Genomic DNA, 19,598 nt, shown 5'->3' on the forward strand with positions numbered 1-19,598 from the left:
CATGTCGGCCCCCGGTTCTTTTTCAACATTACGGATTTTTCATTCGTCAGACACTTCGCCGTAAGGTGTTGCCTCCTATATCTTCATCATCCACCGCTTCTCCCCCGGTCAAACGGGCTCCAGTGTGAATGAAGAAAGAAGGTACCAATGTCTCACTCTCAAAACGGACGTTTCTCGCTGAAAACGGCTCTGAAGGCCACGACCGTCGGCGGCCTTGCCGCGCTGATGCTGTCAACCGGCATCGCCGCACCGATCGCCCATTCGCTTGCAGCACCCGTCGAAGTAACCGCGCCGCAGGTTCCGAGCTTTGCCAATGTGGTTGATGCGGTTTCGCCCGCCGTCGTCTCCGTTCGCGTCCAGTCGAACGTGCAGCCCGCTTCCGATGATTCCAGCAACTTCTCCTTCAACTTCGGCGGCCGTGGTCTCGACCAGCTGCCGGACGATCATCCGCTGAAGCGTTTCTTCAAGGAATTCGGCGGCCCCAATCAGGACCGTTCCGAGCGTGGCCCGAACCGCCACCGTGACGGCAAGGGCCCGCTGCGCCCGGTCGCCCAGGGCTCGGGCTTCTTCATCTCCGAAGACGGTTATGTCGTCACCAACAATCACGTTGTCGATGACGGCTCCGCCTATACGATCGTGATGAATGACGGCACCGAACTCGATGCCAAGCTCGTCGGCCGTGATCCGCGCACCGATCTGGCGCTGCTGAAGGTCGATGTGAACCGCAAGTTCACCTATGTGAAATTCGCCGATGACACCAAGATCCGCGTCGGTGACTGGGTCGTCGCCGTCGGCAACCCCTTCGGTCTCGGCGGTACGGTGACCTCGGGCATCATCTCCGCCCGTGGCCGCGATATCGGCTCCGGCCCCTATGACGACTACCTGCAGATCGACGCTGCCGTGAACCGTGGCAACTCCGGTGGCCCCGCTTTCAACCTCAACGGTGAAGTGGTCGGCATCAACACCGCCATCTTCTCGCCTTCCGGCGGCAATGTCGGCATCGCCTTCGCCATCCCCGCATCGGTGGCCAAGGACGTGATCGCCGACCTGCAGAAGGACGGCAAGGTCGAGCGCGGCTGGCTCGGGGTGCAGATCCAGCCCGTCAGCAAGGATATCGCCGAATCGCTCGGTCTTTCCGAAGCAAGCGGCGCACTCGTTGTCTCGCCGCAGTCCGGCTCGCCGGGCGACAAGGCCGGCATCAAGCAGGGTGACATTATCACGGCCGTCAATGGCGAGCCGGTCAAGGATGCCCGCGACCTGTCGCGCCGCATCGGTGGCATGGCCCCCAACGCCAAGGTTGAAATCTCGCTCTGGCGCGGTGGCAAATCGCAGTCGGTAACCGTGACGCTCGGCGATCTCGCAAGCGACGACGCTTCCAAGGCGACGCCCAGCCAGAACGACGACAAGGGCGGTCAGTCCTCCAGCGAGAAGGTGCTCTCCAGCCTCGGCCTGACGGTTTCGCCCGCCGATGACGGCAACGGCCTTGCCATCACCGATGTCGATCCCGACAGCGATGCTGCCGCCCGCGGCCTGAAGACCGGTGAGAAGATCACCTCGGTCAACAACCAGCAGGTCGCTTCTGCCGCCGATATCGAGAAGATCCTCGAGCAGGCCAAGAAGGACGGACGCTCCAAGGCGCTGTTCCAGATCCAGACGGACGACGGCAGCCGCTTCATCGCTCTGGATATCGACCAGGGTTGATAGGTTGACAGGCGATGCCGGTTCTTTGTGGAGCCGGCATCGCATCTCGCTCTCGAGACGGGGCGATTGAGTGTGGCAGGGCGCTACGGCCCGTTTTCTTCTCTCCGGCGGGGAGAAGAAAGGACCGGCAACGCCGGTCCAGGCAGTATCGCGGAGGAAACCTCATGGAAAACAAGGTTCAGGAAATGTCTGTCGCATCTCTTTCCGGTTGTGCGGAAAAGGGCGAGGGCGCTATTGTCCCGCACATGAAGATTCTTGTCATTGAAGACGACCTAGAGGCTGCGGCCTATATGACCAAGGCGTTCCGCGAAGCCGGGATCGTCGCCGATCACGCGAGCGACGGTGAGAGCGGTCTGTTCATGGGCTGCGAGAACGCCTACGACGTCATGGTGATCGACCGCATGTTGCCGCGCCGCGACGGGCTTTCCGTCATAAGCGAGCTGCGCCGTCGCGGCATCGAGACGCCGGTTCTGATCCTCTCCGCGCTGGGGCAGGTGGATGACCGCGTCACCGGCCTGCGTGCCGGCGGCGATGATTATCTGCCGAAGCCCTATGCCTTTTCCGAATTGCTTGCCCGCATCGAGGTGCTGGGTCGCCGCAAGGGCAAGCCCGAGCAAGACATGGTCTACCGGGTCGGTGATCTCGAACTTGACCGCCTGTCGCATGATGTCCGTCGCGGCGGCAAAGAGATTTTGTTGCAGCCGCGTGAATTCCGCCTGCTGGAATATTTGATGAAAAATGCCGGCCAGGTGGTAACCCGCACCATGCTCTTGGAAAACGTCTGGGATTATCATTTCGACCCGCAGACCAATGTTATCGACGTGCATGTCTCCCGTCTGCGCTCGAAGATCGAGAAGGACTTCGAGAAGCCGCTGCTGAAGACCATTCGCGGTGCCGGTTACATGATGAAGGACGAGGGCTGATTGGCGAAAATGGCCCGCCTCAGAATATTGTTCCGGTCGACCGCGGTGCGCCTCTCGGCGCTCTATATCCTTTTATTCGCGCTCTGCGCCGCCTTTCTGGTCTTCTACGTCACCGCACTTTCCGAAAAGCTGCTGAACCAGCAGACGCGTGATGCCGTCTTGCAGGAAGTATCTGATGTGCAGCGCATCTATAATCGCGGCGGCATCAACCCGCTGCTCAGGATGATGGAGCGCCGCGCCCGCCAGCCGGGCGCGAGCCTTTACGTCATTGCCGGCCCGAACGGCGAAATCCTTGCCGGTAACGTTGCCTCCGTGCAGCCCGGTGTCTTCGACAAGGAAGGCTGGACGGGCTTTCCCTTCCGTTACGAGCGTTATTCCGAAAGCGGCGACAGCGTGCAGCACCTCGCCACCGCCAATATTTTCCTGCTGGATAATGGCCTGCGCATCCTGATCGGCCGCGACCTTGGCGAGCCGACCAAGTTCCGGGCGCTGGTGCGCAATGCGCTGATGGTGGCGCTGGCGATCATGAGCGGCGGCGCGCTGCTCATCTGGTTCGGCATCGGCCGCAATGCGCTGAAGCGCATCGATCGCATGTCGGCGGCGACCAAGAAGATCATGGCCGGTGATCTGTCGCAGCGCCTGCCGCAGGGCCGCTCGGGAGATGAGTTCGACCGGCTGTCCGGCTCGCTCAATGCCATGCTCGGCCGCATCGAAAAACTGAACGAGGGCCTGCGGCAGGTCTCCGACAATATCGCCCACGACCTGAAGACACCGCTGACCCGGCTGCGCAACAAGGCCGCCGCAGCACTTGACGACGATGACGAGACCAAAAGGCGCTCAGCGCTTGAGGGCATCATCGCTGAGTCCGATCAGCTCATCCGCACCTTCAACGCGCTGCTGATGATCTCCCGCGTCGAGGCCGGCTCGATCGCCGCTGAAATGACCGATGTGGACGTCTCGGCAATCGCCGCAGACAGCGCCGAACTTTACGAGCCGGTGGCCGAAGATGCCGGCCTTGTGCTGGAAACCCAGATAGAGCCCGGACTTTCGGTGCAGGGCAACCGCGAACTGATCGGCCAGGCGCTGTCGAACCTCATCGACAACGCCATGAAATATGCCTGTGAAAGCGAAGGCGACAAAAAGCTCGTCATTCGTCTGGCGAGAGAAGAAGAAGCAATCGTGCTTTCCGTCGCCGATAATGGCCCCGGCATTCCCGCCGACAAGCGCGGCGAGGTGCTGAAACGTTTCGTGCGGCTGGATGAAAGCCGTTCCAAACCGGGCACCGGCCTTGGCCTCTCCCTGGTGGAGGCCGTGATGGAACTGCATGGCGGATCGCTGCTGCTGTCCGACACCGATGCGTCGAATGCCGCCTGCCCGGGGCTGACAGTTTCGATGGTATTTCCCGTCTCAAAACCATAAGCCAAGCCATACGGCGATCTCGTCCCTGCAAGCGATGGCGTTGCCTTGCGTCAGCGCGGGTAACGGTTAGGCGGATCACCGAAATTTGCGCAGACATTCTTTCCCGGTCGGAAAAATAGCTCCCATCCGAGATTGAATTGACAGGTGATCGGAAGAATATTCATGGGGATGATTGCTGCACTTTATGCGTCGGTCTGATGGCGATCGACAAGAGGACTTGGCGACAGATGGCAGGCACCACTCCCACAGCCAGCGACCGGCATGGCCCGATCATTCTGTTCGATGCCGAATGTGTGCTGTGTTCGGTGAATGCGCAATTTGTGCTGCGGCACGATAAGGCAGGGTACTTCCGGCTGGCGTCGATGCAGGGAGAGGTCGGTGCGGAAATCTATCGGCGTCACGGCATGGACCCCACCAATCCGGCAAGCATGCTGGTCGTCGAAGGCGACAGGGTGCGGCAGGACAGCGACGCGGTGCTGAGCATCTATGAGGCGCTTGGCATGCCGTGGCGGCTTGTTGCCATAATGCGCGTCATTCCCGCCTCCTTACGCGATCCCCTTTATCGCTTCGTTGCACGCAATCGCTACCGGTGGTTTGGAAAGCGTGAGCAATGCTGGATAGCGCCGCCGGAATACAGGGACAGGATCCTTTGAAGATGGCGAAGCCTCTCCACTCACAGCATGCTGTAATCCCGGCATTGAGGCAGATGTGATCGGCGGTTCGATGAAGATACTCATCCTCGGTGGTTATGGCGTTTTCGGCGGCCGGCTGGCGGAGTTGCTTGCCGATATTTCCAGTATTGAGATTCTTGTCTGTGGCCGCAGCCTCGCGCGGGCGCAGACCTTCTGTGAGGGTTGGCGCGGACAAGCGCAACTGCGGCCCCTGATGCTTGATCGTCGCGATATCGTCGAAGCACTGCGCGTCCATAAACCCGATCTCGTCGTTGATGCTTCCGGGCCGTTCCAAAACTACGGCAATGAGTGCTACGCAGTCATAACAGCGTGCATAGATGCTCGAATCGACTATCTCGATTTCGCCGATGCCGCCGATTTCGTTTTCGGCGTCAGCCAGTTCGATGAGCGGGCAAAAGCCGCCGGTATTTTCGTGCTGTCGGGCGTCAGCAGTTTTCCGGTGCTGACGGCGGCTGTCCTGCGCCAGATGGCGAAAGACATGGAGATCGTGACAGTCGAGGGCGGCATTGCACCGTCTCCCTATGCAGGGATCGGTCTCAACGTCATGCGTGCCGTCGTGGGCTACGCCGGTACGCCGGTCAAACTCTTCCGGCATGGCGAACCCTCCCACGGCATCGGTCTGGCGGAAAGCAGGCGCTTCACCGTTGCAGTCCCCGGCAGGCTACCGCTGCGGAACATTCATTTTTCGTTGGTCGATGTGCCGGATTTGCAAGTGATCCCGCCAGAGTACCCATCCATGACGGATATATGGATGGGCGCCGGTCCGGTGCCGGAATTTCTGCACCGCATGCTGAATGTACTGGCGAAAGCGCGTGCGCGGTTTGCCCTTCCCTCATTCGCACCGCTGTCGCCACTATTTCATGCGGTATTGAACCGGTTGCGTTTTGGCGAACATCGCGGCGGTATGTTTGTTCGGGCAGGGGGTCTTGCAGCCGGCAAACCCATGGAGATGAGTTGGCACCTGCTGACCGAAGGTGATGACGGGCCCTATATTCCCTCCATGGCGATCGAGGCTCTTATCCGCAAGATGCTGAACGGCGAGCGCCCGCTTCCCGGTGCACGCGCTGGCACCGCTGCGCTGGAACTGGCGGACTATGATGGGCTTTTCCGCAGCAAAACGATCTTTACGGGTTTCCGTCGAGATGAGCCCGACGCTCCATTGTTTCGCAGTCTCCTCGGCCCCGCCTTCGATGCATTACCGCCCCGCCTGCGGCAGCTGCACGGCAGCGGACATACACGGGAATGGCGCGGCGTTGCAGAGATACGGCGCGGAGAGGGCGTGCTGGCTCGCATGATTTCCGCTGTCCTCGGCTTTCCGAAGGCAGGAAAGCAGGTGCCCGTCAACGTCAACTTTACACTGGAAAAGGGTAAGGAGCGCTGGACGCGGAATTTCGGCGGCAGGCGTTTCTCGTCCACCCTGTCGGCCGGAACGGGCAAGGATCAATATCTGCTGGCGGAGCGGTTTGGTATCGTCACGGTCGCCCTGGCGCTGGTGCTGGATGGCGGCCGGTTGGCTCTCATCCCCCGGCGATGGCATGTTTTGGGCATGCCCTTGCCCGGCATTCTTCTGCCGAAAGGCGTGAGCTTCGAGTCCGAGGCGGAGGATCGCTTCTGCTTCGACGTGGAAATTTCCCTGCCATTCGTGGGGTTGGTTGTCGCTTATAAGGGTGCTCTGGAACCTGACGGCCCCGGTGAAGCGCCATGTCGCGCTTCACCGGGAGAGATGCAAACGCCGGAACGCGTTTCGTCATCATGAATGTCAGTCGGGTCTTGCGGGCGATGCCGCGCATTCCCGCCAGCCTCAGAACGTATAGGCCACGCCCACCATCGCAAATGGCTGTATGTCTTTTTTCACCACCGGGCTGTCCTTGGCGTCGCCCAAGAGAAAACCGACGCCGCCGGTGCCGGTGATCGTCCAGTTCTCCGTCATCAAGTAAGAGACCGAGGCGCTGGCGTCGATGCGTTTGAAGCCGGCTTTGGCGTCGTAGCGGCGCAGGCCGGAGCGGGCCGATTGGGCTGAGGTGACGCCGAAATAGGATTTCATGTGCTTGTCATCCGCCCAGGTGGCGGAGAGGTCTGCGCCAAGAATGAACTGGTCGACCTTGTGCGAGACGCTGGCACCGACGGTGGCGGTCAGGCCTTCGCTGCCGCCAATGGTCTTGTCCACCTTGGCGTAGATTTCGAACGGGTCCATGCCGTAGGCGATGACGCCGCCGACCACGCCGCCGGCCTTGATGTCGCCCATCCCGCGCAGGTTCTTCCTGTCGTCCTTTTCCTTGCGACCGCCTTCCCAGCCGCCCTTGATGCCCAGTCTGAAACCGTTCTGGTTCAGGACATTAACGGTGACACCGCTGAAATCGATGCTCAGCGTATCGCCATATTGCACGGAAACCAGGGGAACGGCGCCGGCTTCCAGCTTGTCGGAGCCTTCATATTTGGGGGCATAGGCCGCGCCGACGCCGAGCGTGATCTTCCAGGCGCTGGAGCTGCTGTAGCGGGCATTGTCGAAATTGCCCTGCGGATCGGCGAGCCTGTCCGATTTGCCGATATCGGCGGCAAAAGCGGGCGTGGAAATGATCTGCGCCATGGGCAACGCCGTCAGGCACAATGCCATCGCACGCAGGTTCTTTTGCCATTTCACCGTAAAAAATTGTTTCATGATCATATCCGTTGCAGCATCGAGCGTTGGAAAACCGGGGAGTCGGGTTTCGTTGAGGAGGACGCTACGCGGGCACAGTTGCGGAGACATTACGTGGTGCCGGGACTTGCACTTCGGAGCGAAAAACCGGGGCGCGGCCTTGGAAAACATCGCCGGAAACGGTTTTCCTCATCGCAAAGCGCCTCGCATTTGTTACAACGCCAAGTCTATGCGCCCGAAGGCTTCGGCAGAGGATGGCGGCGGAACGGTTTGCGGGGAGCGGCCCGTTCCTGAAAATGCTGCAGGCGGAAGAGCGCGGATGCGAAAGCGGCAAGAGGGAGAGAGACAGTGACGAAACCCCAAAACGCCGAAAGGCGGCTGAGCGAGGTTCTGCCGGGCGTGATCCGCCCCTATACGCAGACGGAACTGAAATCCGTTCTTTCGACGCTGAAGGACATCGGCAAGGTTGAGCCGGCGGTGGCGGCGTTGCTGGCGGACGAAAGCCCGCTTAAGGATTTTATCGCTGCGGCCTTCACCCTGTCACCCTATCTGCGCGATATGGCGGCGGCGGATGAGGGGCTGCTGACGCTGGCGATTTCCAAACCGCTGACGCTGCTGCTCACCGATCTCGTTCGTGACGCGCGCGATTGCTGGAAACCCGGGCAGGAAGGCGGCTTACCCGTCGAAAACGAGGTGATGTCGCGGCTGAGAATCGCCAAGCGGCGGCTCTCCTTCGTCGCGGCGCTTGCCGATCTGGCGCGCATCTTCACCGCCCGCGATACGACGCGCTGGCTGAGCGAGATGGCGGATGCATCGCTTTCCGCCGCCATCGATCACCTGCTGCTTTCCGCCCATGAGAGCGGCAAGCTGAAGCTGAAGAACGTCGCCGCGCCAAGCGAAGGCTCCGGCCTGATCGTGCTCGGCATGGGCAAGCTCGGCGCGCGCGAACTCAACTATTCCTCCGATATTGATGCCGTGGTGTTCTTCGAACCCTCGGCTGGCATCATGGACGACCCCTATGATGCCACGGAAAATTTCGGCCGCATGATGCGCCGTCTTGTGCGTATCATGCAGGAGCGCACGGCGGATGGTTATGTTTTCCGCACCGATCTCCGGCTGCGTCCCGATCCCGGCTCGACGCCGCTTGCCATCCCGGTGGAAGCGGCGCTGCTTTATTACGAGGGCAGGGGCCAGAACTGGGAGCGCGCCGCCTATATCAAGGCGCGGCCGGTGGCCGGCGACATCAAGGCGGGTGAGAATTTCCTGCGTGAGCTGACGCCTTTCATTTTCCGCAAATATCTCGATTATGCGGCGATTGCCGATATCCACTCCATCAAGCGGCAAATCCATGCGCATAAGGGCCACGGCGCCATTGCGGTGAAGGGCCACAACGTCAAGCTCGGGCGCGGCGGCATTCGCGAAATCGAGTTCTTCGCGCAGACGCAGCAGCTCATAGCAGGCGGCCGCATGCCGCCGCTCAGGGTCCGCGCGACGGAGGAGGCGCTTGCGGCGCTGACGGAAGCGAAATGGATCGATGCCGAAACGCGTGACAGCCTGACGGAAGCCTATTGGTTCCTGCGCGAAGTGGAGCATCGCATCCAGATGGTGCGCGACGAGCAGACTCATGTGCTGCCGGACACCGAAGCCGAACTGAAGCGCATCGCCTTCATGCTCGGTTTTGCCGATACCAAGTCCTTTTCCGAGAAGCTGGAGGAGGTGCTGCGGCTGGTGGAGCGGCGTTATTCGGCGCTGTTCGAGCAGGAGACGAAACTGTCAGGCGAGGCCGGCAATCTGGTCTTCACGGGCCAGAAGGACGATCCCGATACGTTAAAGACGCTCTCCACGCTGGGCTTTGAGCGGCCGGAGGATATTTCCCGCGTCATCCGCACCTGGCACAATGGCCGCTACCGGGCGACACAATCGGTGGAGGCGCGCGAGCGGCTGACGGAACTGACGCCGGATTTGCTGCGCGCCTTCGGCGAGAGCAAAAGGGCCGATGAGGCATTGCTGCGCTTCGACAATTTCCTCTCCGGCCTGCCGGCCGGCATCCAGCTGTTTTCGCTGCTTGGCAACAATCCGGCGCTTCTGTCGCTCCTGGTAACGATCATGTCTTCGGCCCCGCGTCTTGCCGAAATCATCGCCGCCCGCCCACATGTCTTTGACGGCATGCTGGACCCGGCGCTGATGAGCGACGTGCCGACGCGCGAATATCTCGCCCATCGCATGGGCAATTTCCTCTCCAATGCCCGCCATTACGAGGATATTCTCGACCGGCTGCGCATCTTCGCCGCCGAACAGCGGTTCCTGATCGGGGTGCGGCTCTTGACCGGCGCGATCCGTGGCGAGGTCGCCGCCCGCGCTTTCACCCATCTTGCCGATCTGGTGATAGAGGCGGCGCTGAATGCCGTGCTGGCGGAAATGGAAGCGGCGCATGGGCCTTATCCCGGCGGGCGTGTCGCCGTCATGGGCATGGGCAAGCTCGGCTCCTTCGAACTCACCGCCGGTTCGGATGTCGATCTCATTCTGCTTTACGATTATGATGATAGCGCCCAGGAATCCACCGGCGCCAAGCCGCTCGATGTTGTGCGGTATTTCACCCGCGTCACCCAGAGGCTTATCGCGGCACTGTCTGCCCCGACGGCGGAAGGCGTGCTTTACGAGGTGGACATGCGGCTGCGTCCCTCCGGCAACAAGGGGCCGGTGGCGACGCGGATTTCCGCCTTCGAGAAATACCAGCGCGAGGAAGCCTGGACCTGGGAACACATGGCGCTTTCCCGCGCCCGGCTGATCTGCGGCGAAGCCTCGCTGATGGAAGACGCGCGCCGCATCATCGCCTCCATCCTTTCGCAGAAGCGCGACGTGGCCAAGGTTTCCGCCGATGTGCTGGAGATGCGAAACCTTATCGAGCAGGAGAAGCCACCGGAGAACATCTGGGACTTCAAGCTTATCAATGGCGGTTTGGTTGATCTGGAATTCATCACCCAGTACCTGGCGCTGGTCGGCCCCGTAAAAGGCCTTGTCCCTCATGAACCGGGCCGCAACACGGCCGAGGCGCTGCAGGTACTGGCCGCACCCGTGATGGAGCCGCAGGCGTTCGACGACTGCATGGCGGCGATGGGGCTCTATACCGAAATCTCGCAGATCGTGCGGCTATGTATCGACGGCGCCTTCAATCCGAAGGAAGCGCCGGCCGGATTGACCGACCTCGTCTGCCGGGCGGGGGATTGCCCTGACATTGCGACGCTGGAGGGTGAGGTGAAGCGGCTGGCGAAAGCGGTGCGGAAGGTGTTTGTGGGGACGGTGAAGAATGGTGGTTAGGGTTGGTGGGTGTGGTTTACCCCCCTCTGCCCTGCCGGGCATCTCCCCCACAAGGTGGGAGATTAGCCAGAAGGATGCTCCCCGGCAAATTCGCAACGTTTGAGATGATCGAGCGATTGCAGCTGGTCGATCTCCCTCCTTGTGGGGGAGATGCCCGGCAGGGCAGAGGGGGGTAAACCACACCCACCAATATTACCCAATCAATGCACCGTCCCGCAATGCCCCGCCACATGCGGAATAATAATCGTCACCACCGTGCCACGACCCTCACACGAGCGGATCTTCATCGTCCCGCCATGCAGCTTCACGAGCGAGCGGGAAATGGCAAGCCCGAGGCCTGAGCCGCCCTGGCTCTTGGCATATTGGCTCTGCACCTGCTCAAAGGGCTGACCGATCTTTTCCAAAGCCTGGGTGGGAATGCCGATGCCGGTATCGGCGATGGTGAGGATCATCGCGGCCTCGTGCACATGGGTGCGCAGTGCGATGCGGCCGCCATCACCGGTGAATTTCACGGCGTTTGACAGCAGGTTGAGCATGATCTGCTTCATGGCGCGGCGGTCGCCCTGCATCGTCAGCCCGGCGCAGACCTTCTGCTGCACGGTGATGTTCTTCTGTTCAGCCTGAATGGCGGTCAGACGCAGGGTTTCCTCGATCAGCGGCGCGAGATCGATGGTCTCGCGGTTGATGCGCATATGGCCCGCCTCGATCTTCGACATGTCGAGAATATCGTTGATGACGTTCAAGAGGTGCTTGCCGCTGTCATGGATATCGCGGGCATATTCGGAATATTTCGGCGAGCCGACCGGCCCGAACATCTCGTTTTGCAGGATTTCGGAAAAGCCGAGAATGGCGTTGAGCGGCGTGCGCAGCTCATGGCTCATATTGGCGAGGAATTCGGATTTCGCCCGGTTGGCGGCCTGGGCGCGCTCTTTTTCGGCAAGGTAATTGGCGTTGGCGTCGGAAAGCTCGGTCTTCTGTCGCTCCAGCTTGTGCTGTGAAGCGGAGAGGTCGCCGATGGTCGCCATCAGCCGGCGCTCGGAATCGCGCAGCCGTTCCTGATGGCGCTTGAGCAGCGTGATGTCGGTGCCGACGGAAACGAGGCCGCCATCATGGGTGCGGCGCTCATTGATCTGCAGCCAGCGCTCGTCGGCCAGCTGCACTTCCGTGGTGCGCGACAGACCGGACTGGTCGGCATCGGCAACACGACGCTCCACCACGGGGCGGGCTGCGGCCGCATGCACGGTGCTTTTTTCGGTGCCGGCGACCAGCACGCTGTCAGGCAGGCCATAGGCCTTCTGATAGTGGGTGTTGCACATCACCAGACGGTCATTCTTGTCCCATAGCACGAAGGCTTCCGAAGTGGATTCGATCGCGTCGGCAAGACGCTGGTCGGCCTCGGCGTAACGCTGGGCGAGGCGATGCTGTTCGGTGACATCCATGGCGATGCCGATGACGCGCGGGCCGTTATTGGTGCGGATGACCTGGGCGCGGGCGCGCAGCCAGACATAATGGCCCTTGGCGTGGCGCATGCGGAAAATCTGGTCGATCTGGCGCAGATTGCCGCAACCGACGGCGCGGGCCAGTTCATAGAGATTGCCGTCTTCGGAATGCATCATCCGGGCCGCGTCGGAGAAGGAGAGCGGTGCGGCCTTCGGCGGCAGCCCGAGAATTTCGTAAAGCGAACCGGACCAGAACATGCGCCGGGTGGAAAGATCGAAATCCCACAACCCGCAGCGGCCGCGCGACAGCGCCGTTTCCACCCGCAGGTTGGATTCGGCGAAGATGTCGTCGGCGTCGCGGGCGCGCTTCACCTGCATGTAATAGGCGTAGAGCACCACGAGTAGGATCGAGGAAATGCCGGCAAACAGCGTGACATTCATGGCGATTTCGCTGCGCCAGAAGGAGCGGATCGGCTGCAGCGAACGCGCCGCGATGACCATCGCGCCATCATCGCCGAAGGGGATCATCGTCGCATAATGCTGCTGGCCGTCAATATTGGTTTCGATGGTGCCGGGTGCGCCGGGAAAACGCTGCACGATGGCAATTTCCGGAAGCAAAGCGGGAAGCGACGTGCCGATGTAGAGCATCGCTTCCTTGCCAGCGCCGGCAAAAATCCGGCCATTACTGCCGGAGAGCAGCACCATGGTGCCATCGGCAAGGCTGCCGGAGGGCAGCGCCGAAACGAGGCTCGCTTCTGCGCGGGCGCGGTCCTGCGCGGGAAAGACGGTGCCGTTGTTGAGAAGGGCCGCCTTGGCGGTCAGCGCCGTCAGCGCCGTGGAATGGCGGGCGGCCTCTTCCATGCGGCTATATTCCGCGACGATGCCGAGCATGCGCGAGGCCGCGACGACGACCAGAAAGGCGAGAATGAGAATGGGTATCAGCCGCTTCAGCAGCGTCTCGACCTGCGGCGCCGGGCGGTCGGAGCCATTCATCAAACCCATCAGGTCGCTGGAGAGCTTCTCGCCCCAGGCCGCAAGATCAGAAAATTTGGCATACGGCCGCTCATCGCCCGCAGTCGCCCGCCGCACGTTCGTCATTGTCCCGCCTTTGTGATGTCCCCATGATTCGAAGCGCCGCCGCTCGAATATGGCTAGTGAATCAAATGCGATTCGCCCTGTCCAGAGGCAAAAGTTAAAAGAATTTTAACCCCTTGAACCGACTCCGTATTTTTTCGGGACGGTTTCTTCCAGCCCTGCCGAACTCGGGAATTATGAGTGAAATCAGTGAGCCGGCGCTAGAATACCGGCTGTCGCGGGAGGCGGGGGGAAGCGGTTTTCAGACGCCGTCGAAAGCGTCGAGAGCCGGGCCAAGCGCTCCGACGACGCCGTTTCCGGCGGCCGGCAGACCGGTCAGCACCGCGCTGATGATATCCTCACGGCTTGCGCCACGCGCCTTGGCTTCCATGACATGAAAGGCGATGCCGCTTTCAAGGCGCAGCGCGGCCAGAATGCCGATATAGATCAGGCTCTGGGTCTTCACATCGAGCGTGGATGCCACACCCAGTTTCTGCACGGCCTGAAGCCATGCTGCATTGTGGGCGGGAGCGTCCGTCATGAAGCGTTGAAACGAAGCGCTGGCCTTGGACATGTCGGTCATCTGCAATTCCTTTCTGCTGCCGGGCCGGTTTTGGCCCCTTGAGACCATCATGTTGCGCAATGCGATACGCCGCCTTGATGGATATCAAGACGGCGTATCGGCATGTTCGAAATGGTGGCGCAGCGAAAGCTTGCGGTTAGCCTTTCAGGATACGCCCGACAATGTCGCTCACATCCGCGGACAGGCCCTTGGCGTCGGAAATCGTCGACAGTGCGGCCTTCGCGTGTTCGGCGCGGCTTGCCTCCAGAGACCGCCATGAACGCATGGAGGTGAGAATGCGCGCGGCAAGCTGCGGGTTGCGCTTGTCGATGGCGATGATCTGCTCCGCCAGGAACCGATAGGCGGCGCCGTCTGCACGGTGGAAGCCGGTGGGGTTGGCAAAGGCCAGCGTGCCGACCAGCGAACGCACCCGGTTCGGATTGGTGGCGATGAAATGTTTCGATTTCATCAGCGCCTTGATGCGATCAAGCGCGCCGTCGCCGGGAATGGCGGCCTGCAGCGAGAACCACTTGTCGAGAACAAGCGCATTGTCGGCGAAGCGCGTTTCGAAAGCTGTAAGCGCTTCTTTCGTCTCGGCACTGTCGGGGAAACGCTGGGTCAATACGCTGAGCGCATGCGCGAGATCGGTCATGTTGGTGGCGTCGGCATAGGCTTTTGCCGCACGGGCAGGGGTTTCCTCGGCAAAGGCAAGGAAGCTGAGCGCGCCATTGCGAAGCGAACGGCGTCCGGCACTGTCCGCATCCGGGCTGTAGGCCTCGCCGTTACCTGCCGCTTCCGCAAGCTGCCTGAAGGTTTCAAGCCCGGCCGTTGCGATCGCCTTTATCGTGGCGTTGCGCGCCTTGTGAATGGCGTCCGGATCGGTATTGCCACCCAGTTCGCGGGCGATATCCGTTTCGCTTGGCAGCGCCAGCGCCTGTGCGCGGAAAGCGGACTCGAGCGAGGAATCGCCGACGATTTCAATAAGCGTTGCGATGAGCTCGGCGTCCGTGCGCACTTCACCGCCATTCTGCACCGCTTTGGTGGCGGCAATCAGTGCCGGCAAGGCAAGATCGGTCAGCGCCTGAAAACGGGCAAACATATCCGTCTCGTGCCGGGCGATCTGCACCAGATCGGCAGCATTCTGCTCGAAATGCAGATTGACCGGCGCCGAGAAGCTGCGATTGATCGACAGTACGGGCCGCGAGGAAATGCCGGAGAAGGAGAAGGTCTGGTTGCGCTCGGTCAGGTGCAGCACGCCATCCCGATATTCGCCGCCGGTGACTGCCTGTGGCTCGGCGATCTGACCATTGTCGAGAATAAGCGCCAGCGACAGCGGAATGTGCCGTGGCTGTTTTACCGGCTGGCCGGGTGTCAGCGCCACGGTCTGTTCCAGCGTCAGGCTGAACGTCGCCTTGCCGGCATCATAAGCGGAGGAGACGGAGACCAGCGGCGTGCCGGCCTCGGTGTACCATAGCGAAAACTGCGACAGATCGCGGCCGCTGGCATCGGCAAAGCTCTTGACGAAATCTTCAACCGTCGCCGCTTCGCCGTCATGACGTTCGAAATAAAGGTCCATGCCCTTCTTGAAATCGTCAGCACCGAGGATCGTGGCGATCATGCGGGTGACTTCGGCGCCTTTTTCATAAACGGTCGTCGTGTAGAAGTTGTTGATTTCGCGGTAAGTGTCCGGGCGCGGCGGATGCGCCAGTGGACCGGAATCCTCCGGAAACTGCTCCGATTTCAGATGGCGTACATCGGCGATGCGCTTGACCGGGCGCGAACGCATGTCGGCGGAAAATTCCTGGTCGCGATAAACCGTCAGGCCTTCCTTCAGGCACAGCTGGAACCAGTCGCGGCAGGTGATGCGGTTGCCGGTCCAGTTGTGGAAATATTCATGCGCGATGATGCGCTCGATATTGGCGTAATCCGCGTCAGAGGCGGTTTCCGGGTCAGCCAGCACGAATTTGTCGTTGAAGACGTTGAGACCCTTGTTCTCCATCGCCCCCATATTGAAATCGGATACGGCGACGATCATGAAGATATCGAGGTCGTATTCGCGGCCGAAACGCTCTTCGTCCCACTTCATCGAACGCTTCAGCGCGTCCATGGCATAGGCCGCACGCGGCTCCTTGCCGTGCTCGACATAAATCTTCAGCGCCACTTCACGACCGGAGACGGTGGTAAACGTGTCTTCCACCACGCCGAGATCACCGGCGACGAGCGCAAAGAGATAGCTCGGTTTCGGATGCGGATCGAACCAGGCGGCAAAGTGACGGCCCTCGTCGTAATTGCCGCCGCCGAGGAAATTGCCGTTCGACAACAGCAGCGGGTTGCCTTCCTTCGCCGCGATGATCGTCACCGTATAGGGCGCCAGAACATCCGGGCGGTCGGGGAAATAGGTGATGCGGCGGAAACCTTCCGCCTCGCATTGGGTGCAATAAACGCCATTGGTGCGGTAAAGCCCCATCAGCTGCGTATTGACCTGCGGATTGATGTAATTGGTGACGCAGATCTCGAAGGGCGTTTCCGCCGGCAGATCACGGATAGTCAGGCTGTCGGGCGTAGCGTCATATTGGCTGGCAGGGATCTCGACCTGATCGAGCAGCAGGCCCGAAAGCGTCAGCTCATCACCATCGAGAACAAGCGGTGCCTGGGAATCGGCGCCTTCGCGTCGGTGAAAGATCAGACGGGCTTCGACCTTGGTATTCTTGGGGTCGAGTTCGAAGGTGAGATCCACCCGCTCCAGAACGAAATCGGTGGGGCGGTAATCTGCCAGGTGAACGATCTGGCCCGTGTCTGTTCGCATGACTGTTCCTGAATAACTTAGCGTGGTCTTCCCGCCATCATGTCGTCATAAGGCCGGGATGTAAAATAGGTGGAGTATTCGTCACGTTCATGTGCGCATCGGAGGACATTCTGTCCCGCCATAAAGGCTTTACCGGCCATGCAGACGATCCTCCCCCGCCGCCGGACCCATGGACCATCGCAGCAAATGTTGAACGATTACTGAAATTATATTTTATTTTCTTCAAATTTTAGCGCATGTCGCTTTGATCTGACGCGAGGCCGAAAACGCGAAAGCAATTCTTTGCCGTCACCAAATCAACCGAATTCATGGGTGAATAACATTTTTTGATGTAAAGGCCGGGAGGAATGTTCTAGCCTTGCGCAAATCCAATTCCCCTGCGTCGTCCTCCCCGCATGAAAATTTACCGATGGCGTGTTTGCGCAGCCGATATGAGTAACTGCCAATGAACGCCGAACCGACCAATCCCTTCCGCGGGATCAGCATGAAGCTGGTTTCGGTTGGCTTTTTTCTTGTCATGCAGACCTGTATCAAGGCCGCCGGTCCCGATGTGCCGGCCGGCCAGATCACCTTCTTCCGCTCCGCCTTCGCCATTATCCCGATTGTCGTTTATCTCGCCTGGCTGCATGCGCTGACCAGCGCGCTGCACACCAACAATCTTCTCGGCCATTTCAAGCGCGGTTTTCTCGGCATCCTGTCCATGGCCTGCGGTTTTTACGGGCTGACCATGCTGCCGCTGCCGGAATTCATCGCCATCGGTTATGCATCGCCGCTGCTGGCCGTCGTCTTTGCCGCTTTCATCCTGCATGAGAAGGTGCGCGTCTATCGCTGGAGCGCGGTGTTCGTCGGCATGATGGGCGTACTGGTGATTTTGTGGCCGAAGATGACGCTTCTGCGCGAAGGCGGCTTTGCCGCCGGTGAGGGCCTGGGGGCGATTGCCGTGCTGTGTGGCGCGGCGCTGGGCGGCCTGGCGATGATCCAGGTGCGGCAATTGGTCGATACCGAAAAAACGCCGACCATCGTGCTCTATTTTTCGCTCACCGCCACCCTGCTGTCGCTGGTGAGCGTGCCCTTCGGCTGGAGCGCGCTGACGATGACGCAGGCCATGCTGCTGATCACCAGCGGCATCTGCGGCGGCGTTGCGCAAATCTTCCTGACGGAGAGCTACCGCCATGCCGAAGTCTCGGTCATCGCACCCTTCGAATACAGCTCCATCGTCTTCGGGATCGCAGTTTCCTACATTCTGTTCGGAGACATCCCCACACTCACCATGCTGATCGGCACGGCGATCGTCATCCTTGCCGGCATATTCATCATCTTCCGAGAGCATCAGCTGGGTCTGGCAAGACGGGCAGCCCGCAAGGCCTCTACGCCGCAGGGGTGAAGTCGCCATTCCCCCGATATGTTCCGTTGAAGTTGATGATCTTCTCTCGGCGTCATCCTCGGCCTGTCCCGAGGATCTGCCAACTTTTTTGATTTTGTTGAGGTGATTAGATCCTCGGGTCAAGCCCGAGAATGACGTCGCGGGAAACATTCGTCCCTTGCGCCCTCAATTTCGATGTCATGAGCGTGCAGAAATCTGAACCGGACAACACTACGAAAAGCCCGAGGATGACGTCAGAGTATTTGGCAAGGTTCTTAACCTCGCCGTCTCTCTCAGCAAAACCCACAAAAGCAAAAGGCGCCTTCCCGAAGAAAGACGCCAGCGCGCAATCATATATGTGGACCAGCTTGATACTGGCCTGAATGCTCTCAGCGCTCGCGGAAATCCGCAAAGACAGCCGAAGGACGCGTCACGCGGACCTGCTGCATGGCAGCGCGTGCGGTCATCTGTTCGTTAGCGGCAGCGCCGAAACGATGGTAACCCTGACTGGAGCGTGGGCCGAGGCCCGCCAGACGGAGCGTTTCAAAGCCGGAATGTACCGGACGGAAGCGAGTGGTCATTGCCTTGGTTCCTTAAACCGAATTCCTCCCAAGACACTGCGGTATATCGCAGCGCAGCATGGATTCGGCAAGCTGGCCAAATGCGTCGCTGTTATGCGAATTGCGCATGGCTTTTTTCATAATTCGTTTACACTGAGCAATAATAAGGCAATCAGCCTTGCGTAACCTTGGCCTGAAACGCCAATAAATCCTGCCATGCCAATGACTTGGAGGCAGGCGCGTTCAAAAGTTCCTGCGGGTGCAGGCTGGCCAGCGCCGGCAAAACAAGATGTCCGGCTGCGACATCACGCCACTGTCCGCGCAGCGTATGGATCGTTCCGGTGCCGCCGAAGAAGAAACGTGCGGTGAAGTTGCCAAGAAGCAACAGGTGTTTCGGCTCCGCCAGCGCGATCTGGCGCTCGATGAAGGGCCGGCAGATATCCATTTCGGCTTGAGTCGGCGGACGGTTGCCCGGCGGCCGCCACGGCACGACATTGCCGAGCATGATGTTGCCGCGTTCAAGGCCGATTGCCGAAAGCATACGGTCGAGCAGAAGCCCGGTCTTGCCTGCAAATGGCAGGCCTTCGCGGTCGTCATCGGCATCCGGCATGGGGCCGATGACCATGATGGCGGATGAGGGATCACCTTCGGTGAAGATCGTGCTGCGCGCGCTGTTCTTGAGATTGCAGCCGCTGAACCCTTCCAGCGCGGTTTTCAGCTCGGCAAGCGACCTTGCGCTCTCGGCGGCAAAACGCGCTGCCGCCACGGCCTGTTCGTCCGGCATCGCAACATTCTGCTGAACCGCGGGGGCGGGTGGCGCGCCGCGTGCCGGCGTCTGGCGTTTCGGCTGCTGCTGCGGCGAGTGTTGGGCTGTATCGCCGCCGCGTTCCATCGGCCGCTGGCTTGGCTGGCGCGCGGCTGCGCCCGTCTCCTGTCCCTGCATCGGCCGGGCGGGGCGGGCGGCGGCAAATTCGGCGAAACGGTCGAGCGGCTGGTCTTCCAGCAACCAGTCCACGCCCGCATCCGCATGGAAATGCAGGAGGGCGGCAAGTTCAGCCGGGGAAAGGTCGTGGGCGGCGATCATGAGTGGAAATTATCCCATG

Annotated in this window: 13 protein-coding genes; 7 read left to right on the plus strand and 6 right to left on the minus strand. The window is 60.6% G+C overall.

Annotated elements, in window-relative coordinates:
- Positions 1 to 147 precede the first annotated feature (147 nt).
- The 5 genes from QSV77_RS03075 (at position 148) to QSV77_RS03095 (ending at position 6,491) form a co-directional block, all read left to right on the plus strand.
- Positions 148 to 1,701 carry a Do family serine endopeptidase gene (locus QSV77_RS03075; RefSeq protein ID WP_142839409.1) on the plus strand — a complete coding sequence of 518 codons (1,554 nt, stop codon included), beginning with the start codon at positions 148 to 150 and terminating at the stop codon, positions 1,699 to 1,701.
- 164 nt (positions 1,702 to 1,865) lie between these two features.
- On the plus strand, positions 1,866 to 2,624 hold the full coding sequence (locus QSV77_RS03080; RefSeq protein WP_035218197.1) for a response regulator transcription factor: 759 nt from the start codon (positions 1,866 to 1,868) through the stop codon (positions 2,622 to 2,624).
- Between the two features lie 9 nt (positions 2,625 to 2,633).
- Entirely contained in the window at positions 2,634 to 4,043 is a 1,410-nt protein-coding gene (locus tag QSV77_RS03085; protein WP_142839928.1) for a HAMP domain-containing sensor histidine kinase, read from the plus strand.
- Positions 4,044 to 4,270: 227 nt separating this feature from the next.
- On the plus strand, positions 4,271 to 4,696 hold the full coding sequence (locus QSV77_RS03090) for a thiol-disulfide oxidoreductase DCC family protein (RefSeq protein WP_302732486.1): 426 nt from the start codon (positions 4,271 to 4,273) through the stop codon (positions 4,694 to 4,696).
- A gap of 70 nt (positions 4,697 to 4,766) precedes the next feature.
- Positions 4,767 to 6,491 carry an SDR family oxidoreductase gene (locus tag QSV77_RS03095; protein WP_302732487.1) on the plus strand — a complete coding sequence of 575 codons (1,725 nt, stop codon included), beginning with the start codon at positions 4,767 to 4,769 and terminating at the stop codon, positions 6,489 to 6,491.
- A 45-nt stretch (positions 6,492 to 6,536) separates the two neighbouring features.
- Here the strand turns inward: QSV77_RS03095 and QSV77_RS03100 are convergent, their stop codons facing one another.
- Entirely contained in the window at positions 6,537 to 7,400 is an 864-nt protein-coding gene (locus QSV77_RS03100) for a MipA/OmpV family protein (protein WP_302732488.1), read from the minus strand.
- A 321-nt stretch (positions 7,401 to 7,721) separates the two neighbouring features.
- Here QSV77_RS03100 and QSV77_RS03105 point away from each other — a divergent pair, with 321 nt between their 5' ends.
- Positions 7,722 to 10,691 carry a bifunctional [glutamine synthetase] adenylyltransferase/[glutamine synthetase]-adenylyl-L-tyrosine phosphorylase gene (locus QSV77_RS03105; protein ID WP_302732489.1) on the plus strand — a complete coding sequence of 990 codons (2,970 nt, stop codon included), beginning with the start codon at positions 7,722 to 7,724 and terminating at the stop codon, positions 10,689 to 10,691.
- A gap of 200 nt (positions 10,692 to 10,891) precedes the next feature.
- Here QSV77_RS03105 and QSV77_RS03110 read toward each other — a convergent pair whose 3' ends face one another.
- The 3 genes from QSV77_RS03110 to pepN all read right to left on the minus strand — a co-directional run bounded on the left by QSV77_RS03110 (position 10,892) and on the right by pepN (position 16,572).
- Positions 10,892 to 13,228, minus strand: a complete 2,337-nt coding sequence (locus QSV77_RS03110) for a PAS domain-containing sensor histidine kinase (RefSeq protein ID WP_302732490.1) — start codon at positions 13,226 to 13,228, stop codon at positions 10,892 to 10,894.
- A gap of 238 nt (positions 13,229 to 13,466) precedes the next feature.
- Positions 13,467 to 13,787: a carboxymuconolactone decarboxylase family protein gene (locus tag QSV77_RS03115; RefSeq protein ID WP_271360923.1), complete on the minus strand. Its 321-nt coding sequence runs from the start codon at positions 13,785 to 13,787 to the stop codon at positions 13,467 to 13,469.
- Between the two features lie 136 nt (positions 13,788 to 13,923).
- Positions 13,924 to 16,572: an aminopeptidase N gene (pepN, locus tag QSV77_RS03120; RefSeq protein WP_302732491.1), complete on the minus strand. Its 2,649-nt coding sequence runs from the start codon at positions 16,570 to 16,572 to the stop codon at positions 13,924 to 13,926.
- A 445-nt stretch (positions 16,573 to 17,017) separates the two neighbouring features.
- Here pepN and QSV77_RS03125 point away from each other — a divergent pair, with 445 nt between their 5' ends.
- On the plus strand, positions 17,018 to 17,956 hold the full coding sequence (locus QSV77_RS03125; protein WP_142839415.1) for a DMT family transporter: 939 nt from the start codon (positions 17,018 to 17,020) through the stop codon (positions 17,954 to 17,956).
- A 368-nt stretch (positions 17,957 to 18,324) separates the two neighbouring features.
- Here the strand turns inward: QSV77_RS03125 and QSV77_RS03130 are convergent, their stop codons facing one another.
- The gene (locus tag QSV77_RS03130) at positions 18,325 to 18,516 is read right to left on the minus strand and encodes a hypothetical protein (RefSeq protein WP_003509784.1); all 192 of its coding nucleotides are present in this window, start codon (positions 18,514 to 18,516) and stop codon (positions 18,325 to 18,327) included.
- Positions 18,517 to 18,667: 151 nt separating this feature from the next.
- Positions 18,668 to 19,579 carry a uracil-DNA glycosylase family protein gene (locus QSV77_RS03135; protein WP_302732492.1) on the minus strand — a complete coding sequence of 304 codons (912 nt, stop codon included), beginning with the start codon at positions 19,577 to 19,579 and terminating at the stop codon, positions 18,668 to 18,670.
- Positions 19,580 to 19,598: the final 19 nt, after the last annotated feature.

It is taken from the genome of Agrobacterium sp. V1 (assembly GCF_030518355.1).
GTDB lineage: Bacteria > Pseudomonadota > Alphaproteobacteria > Rhizobiales > Rhizobiaceae > Agrobacterium > Agrobacterium cucumeris.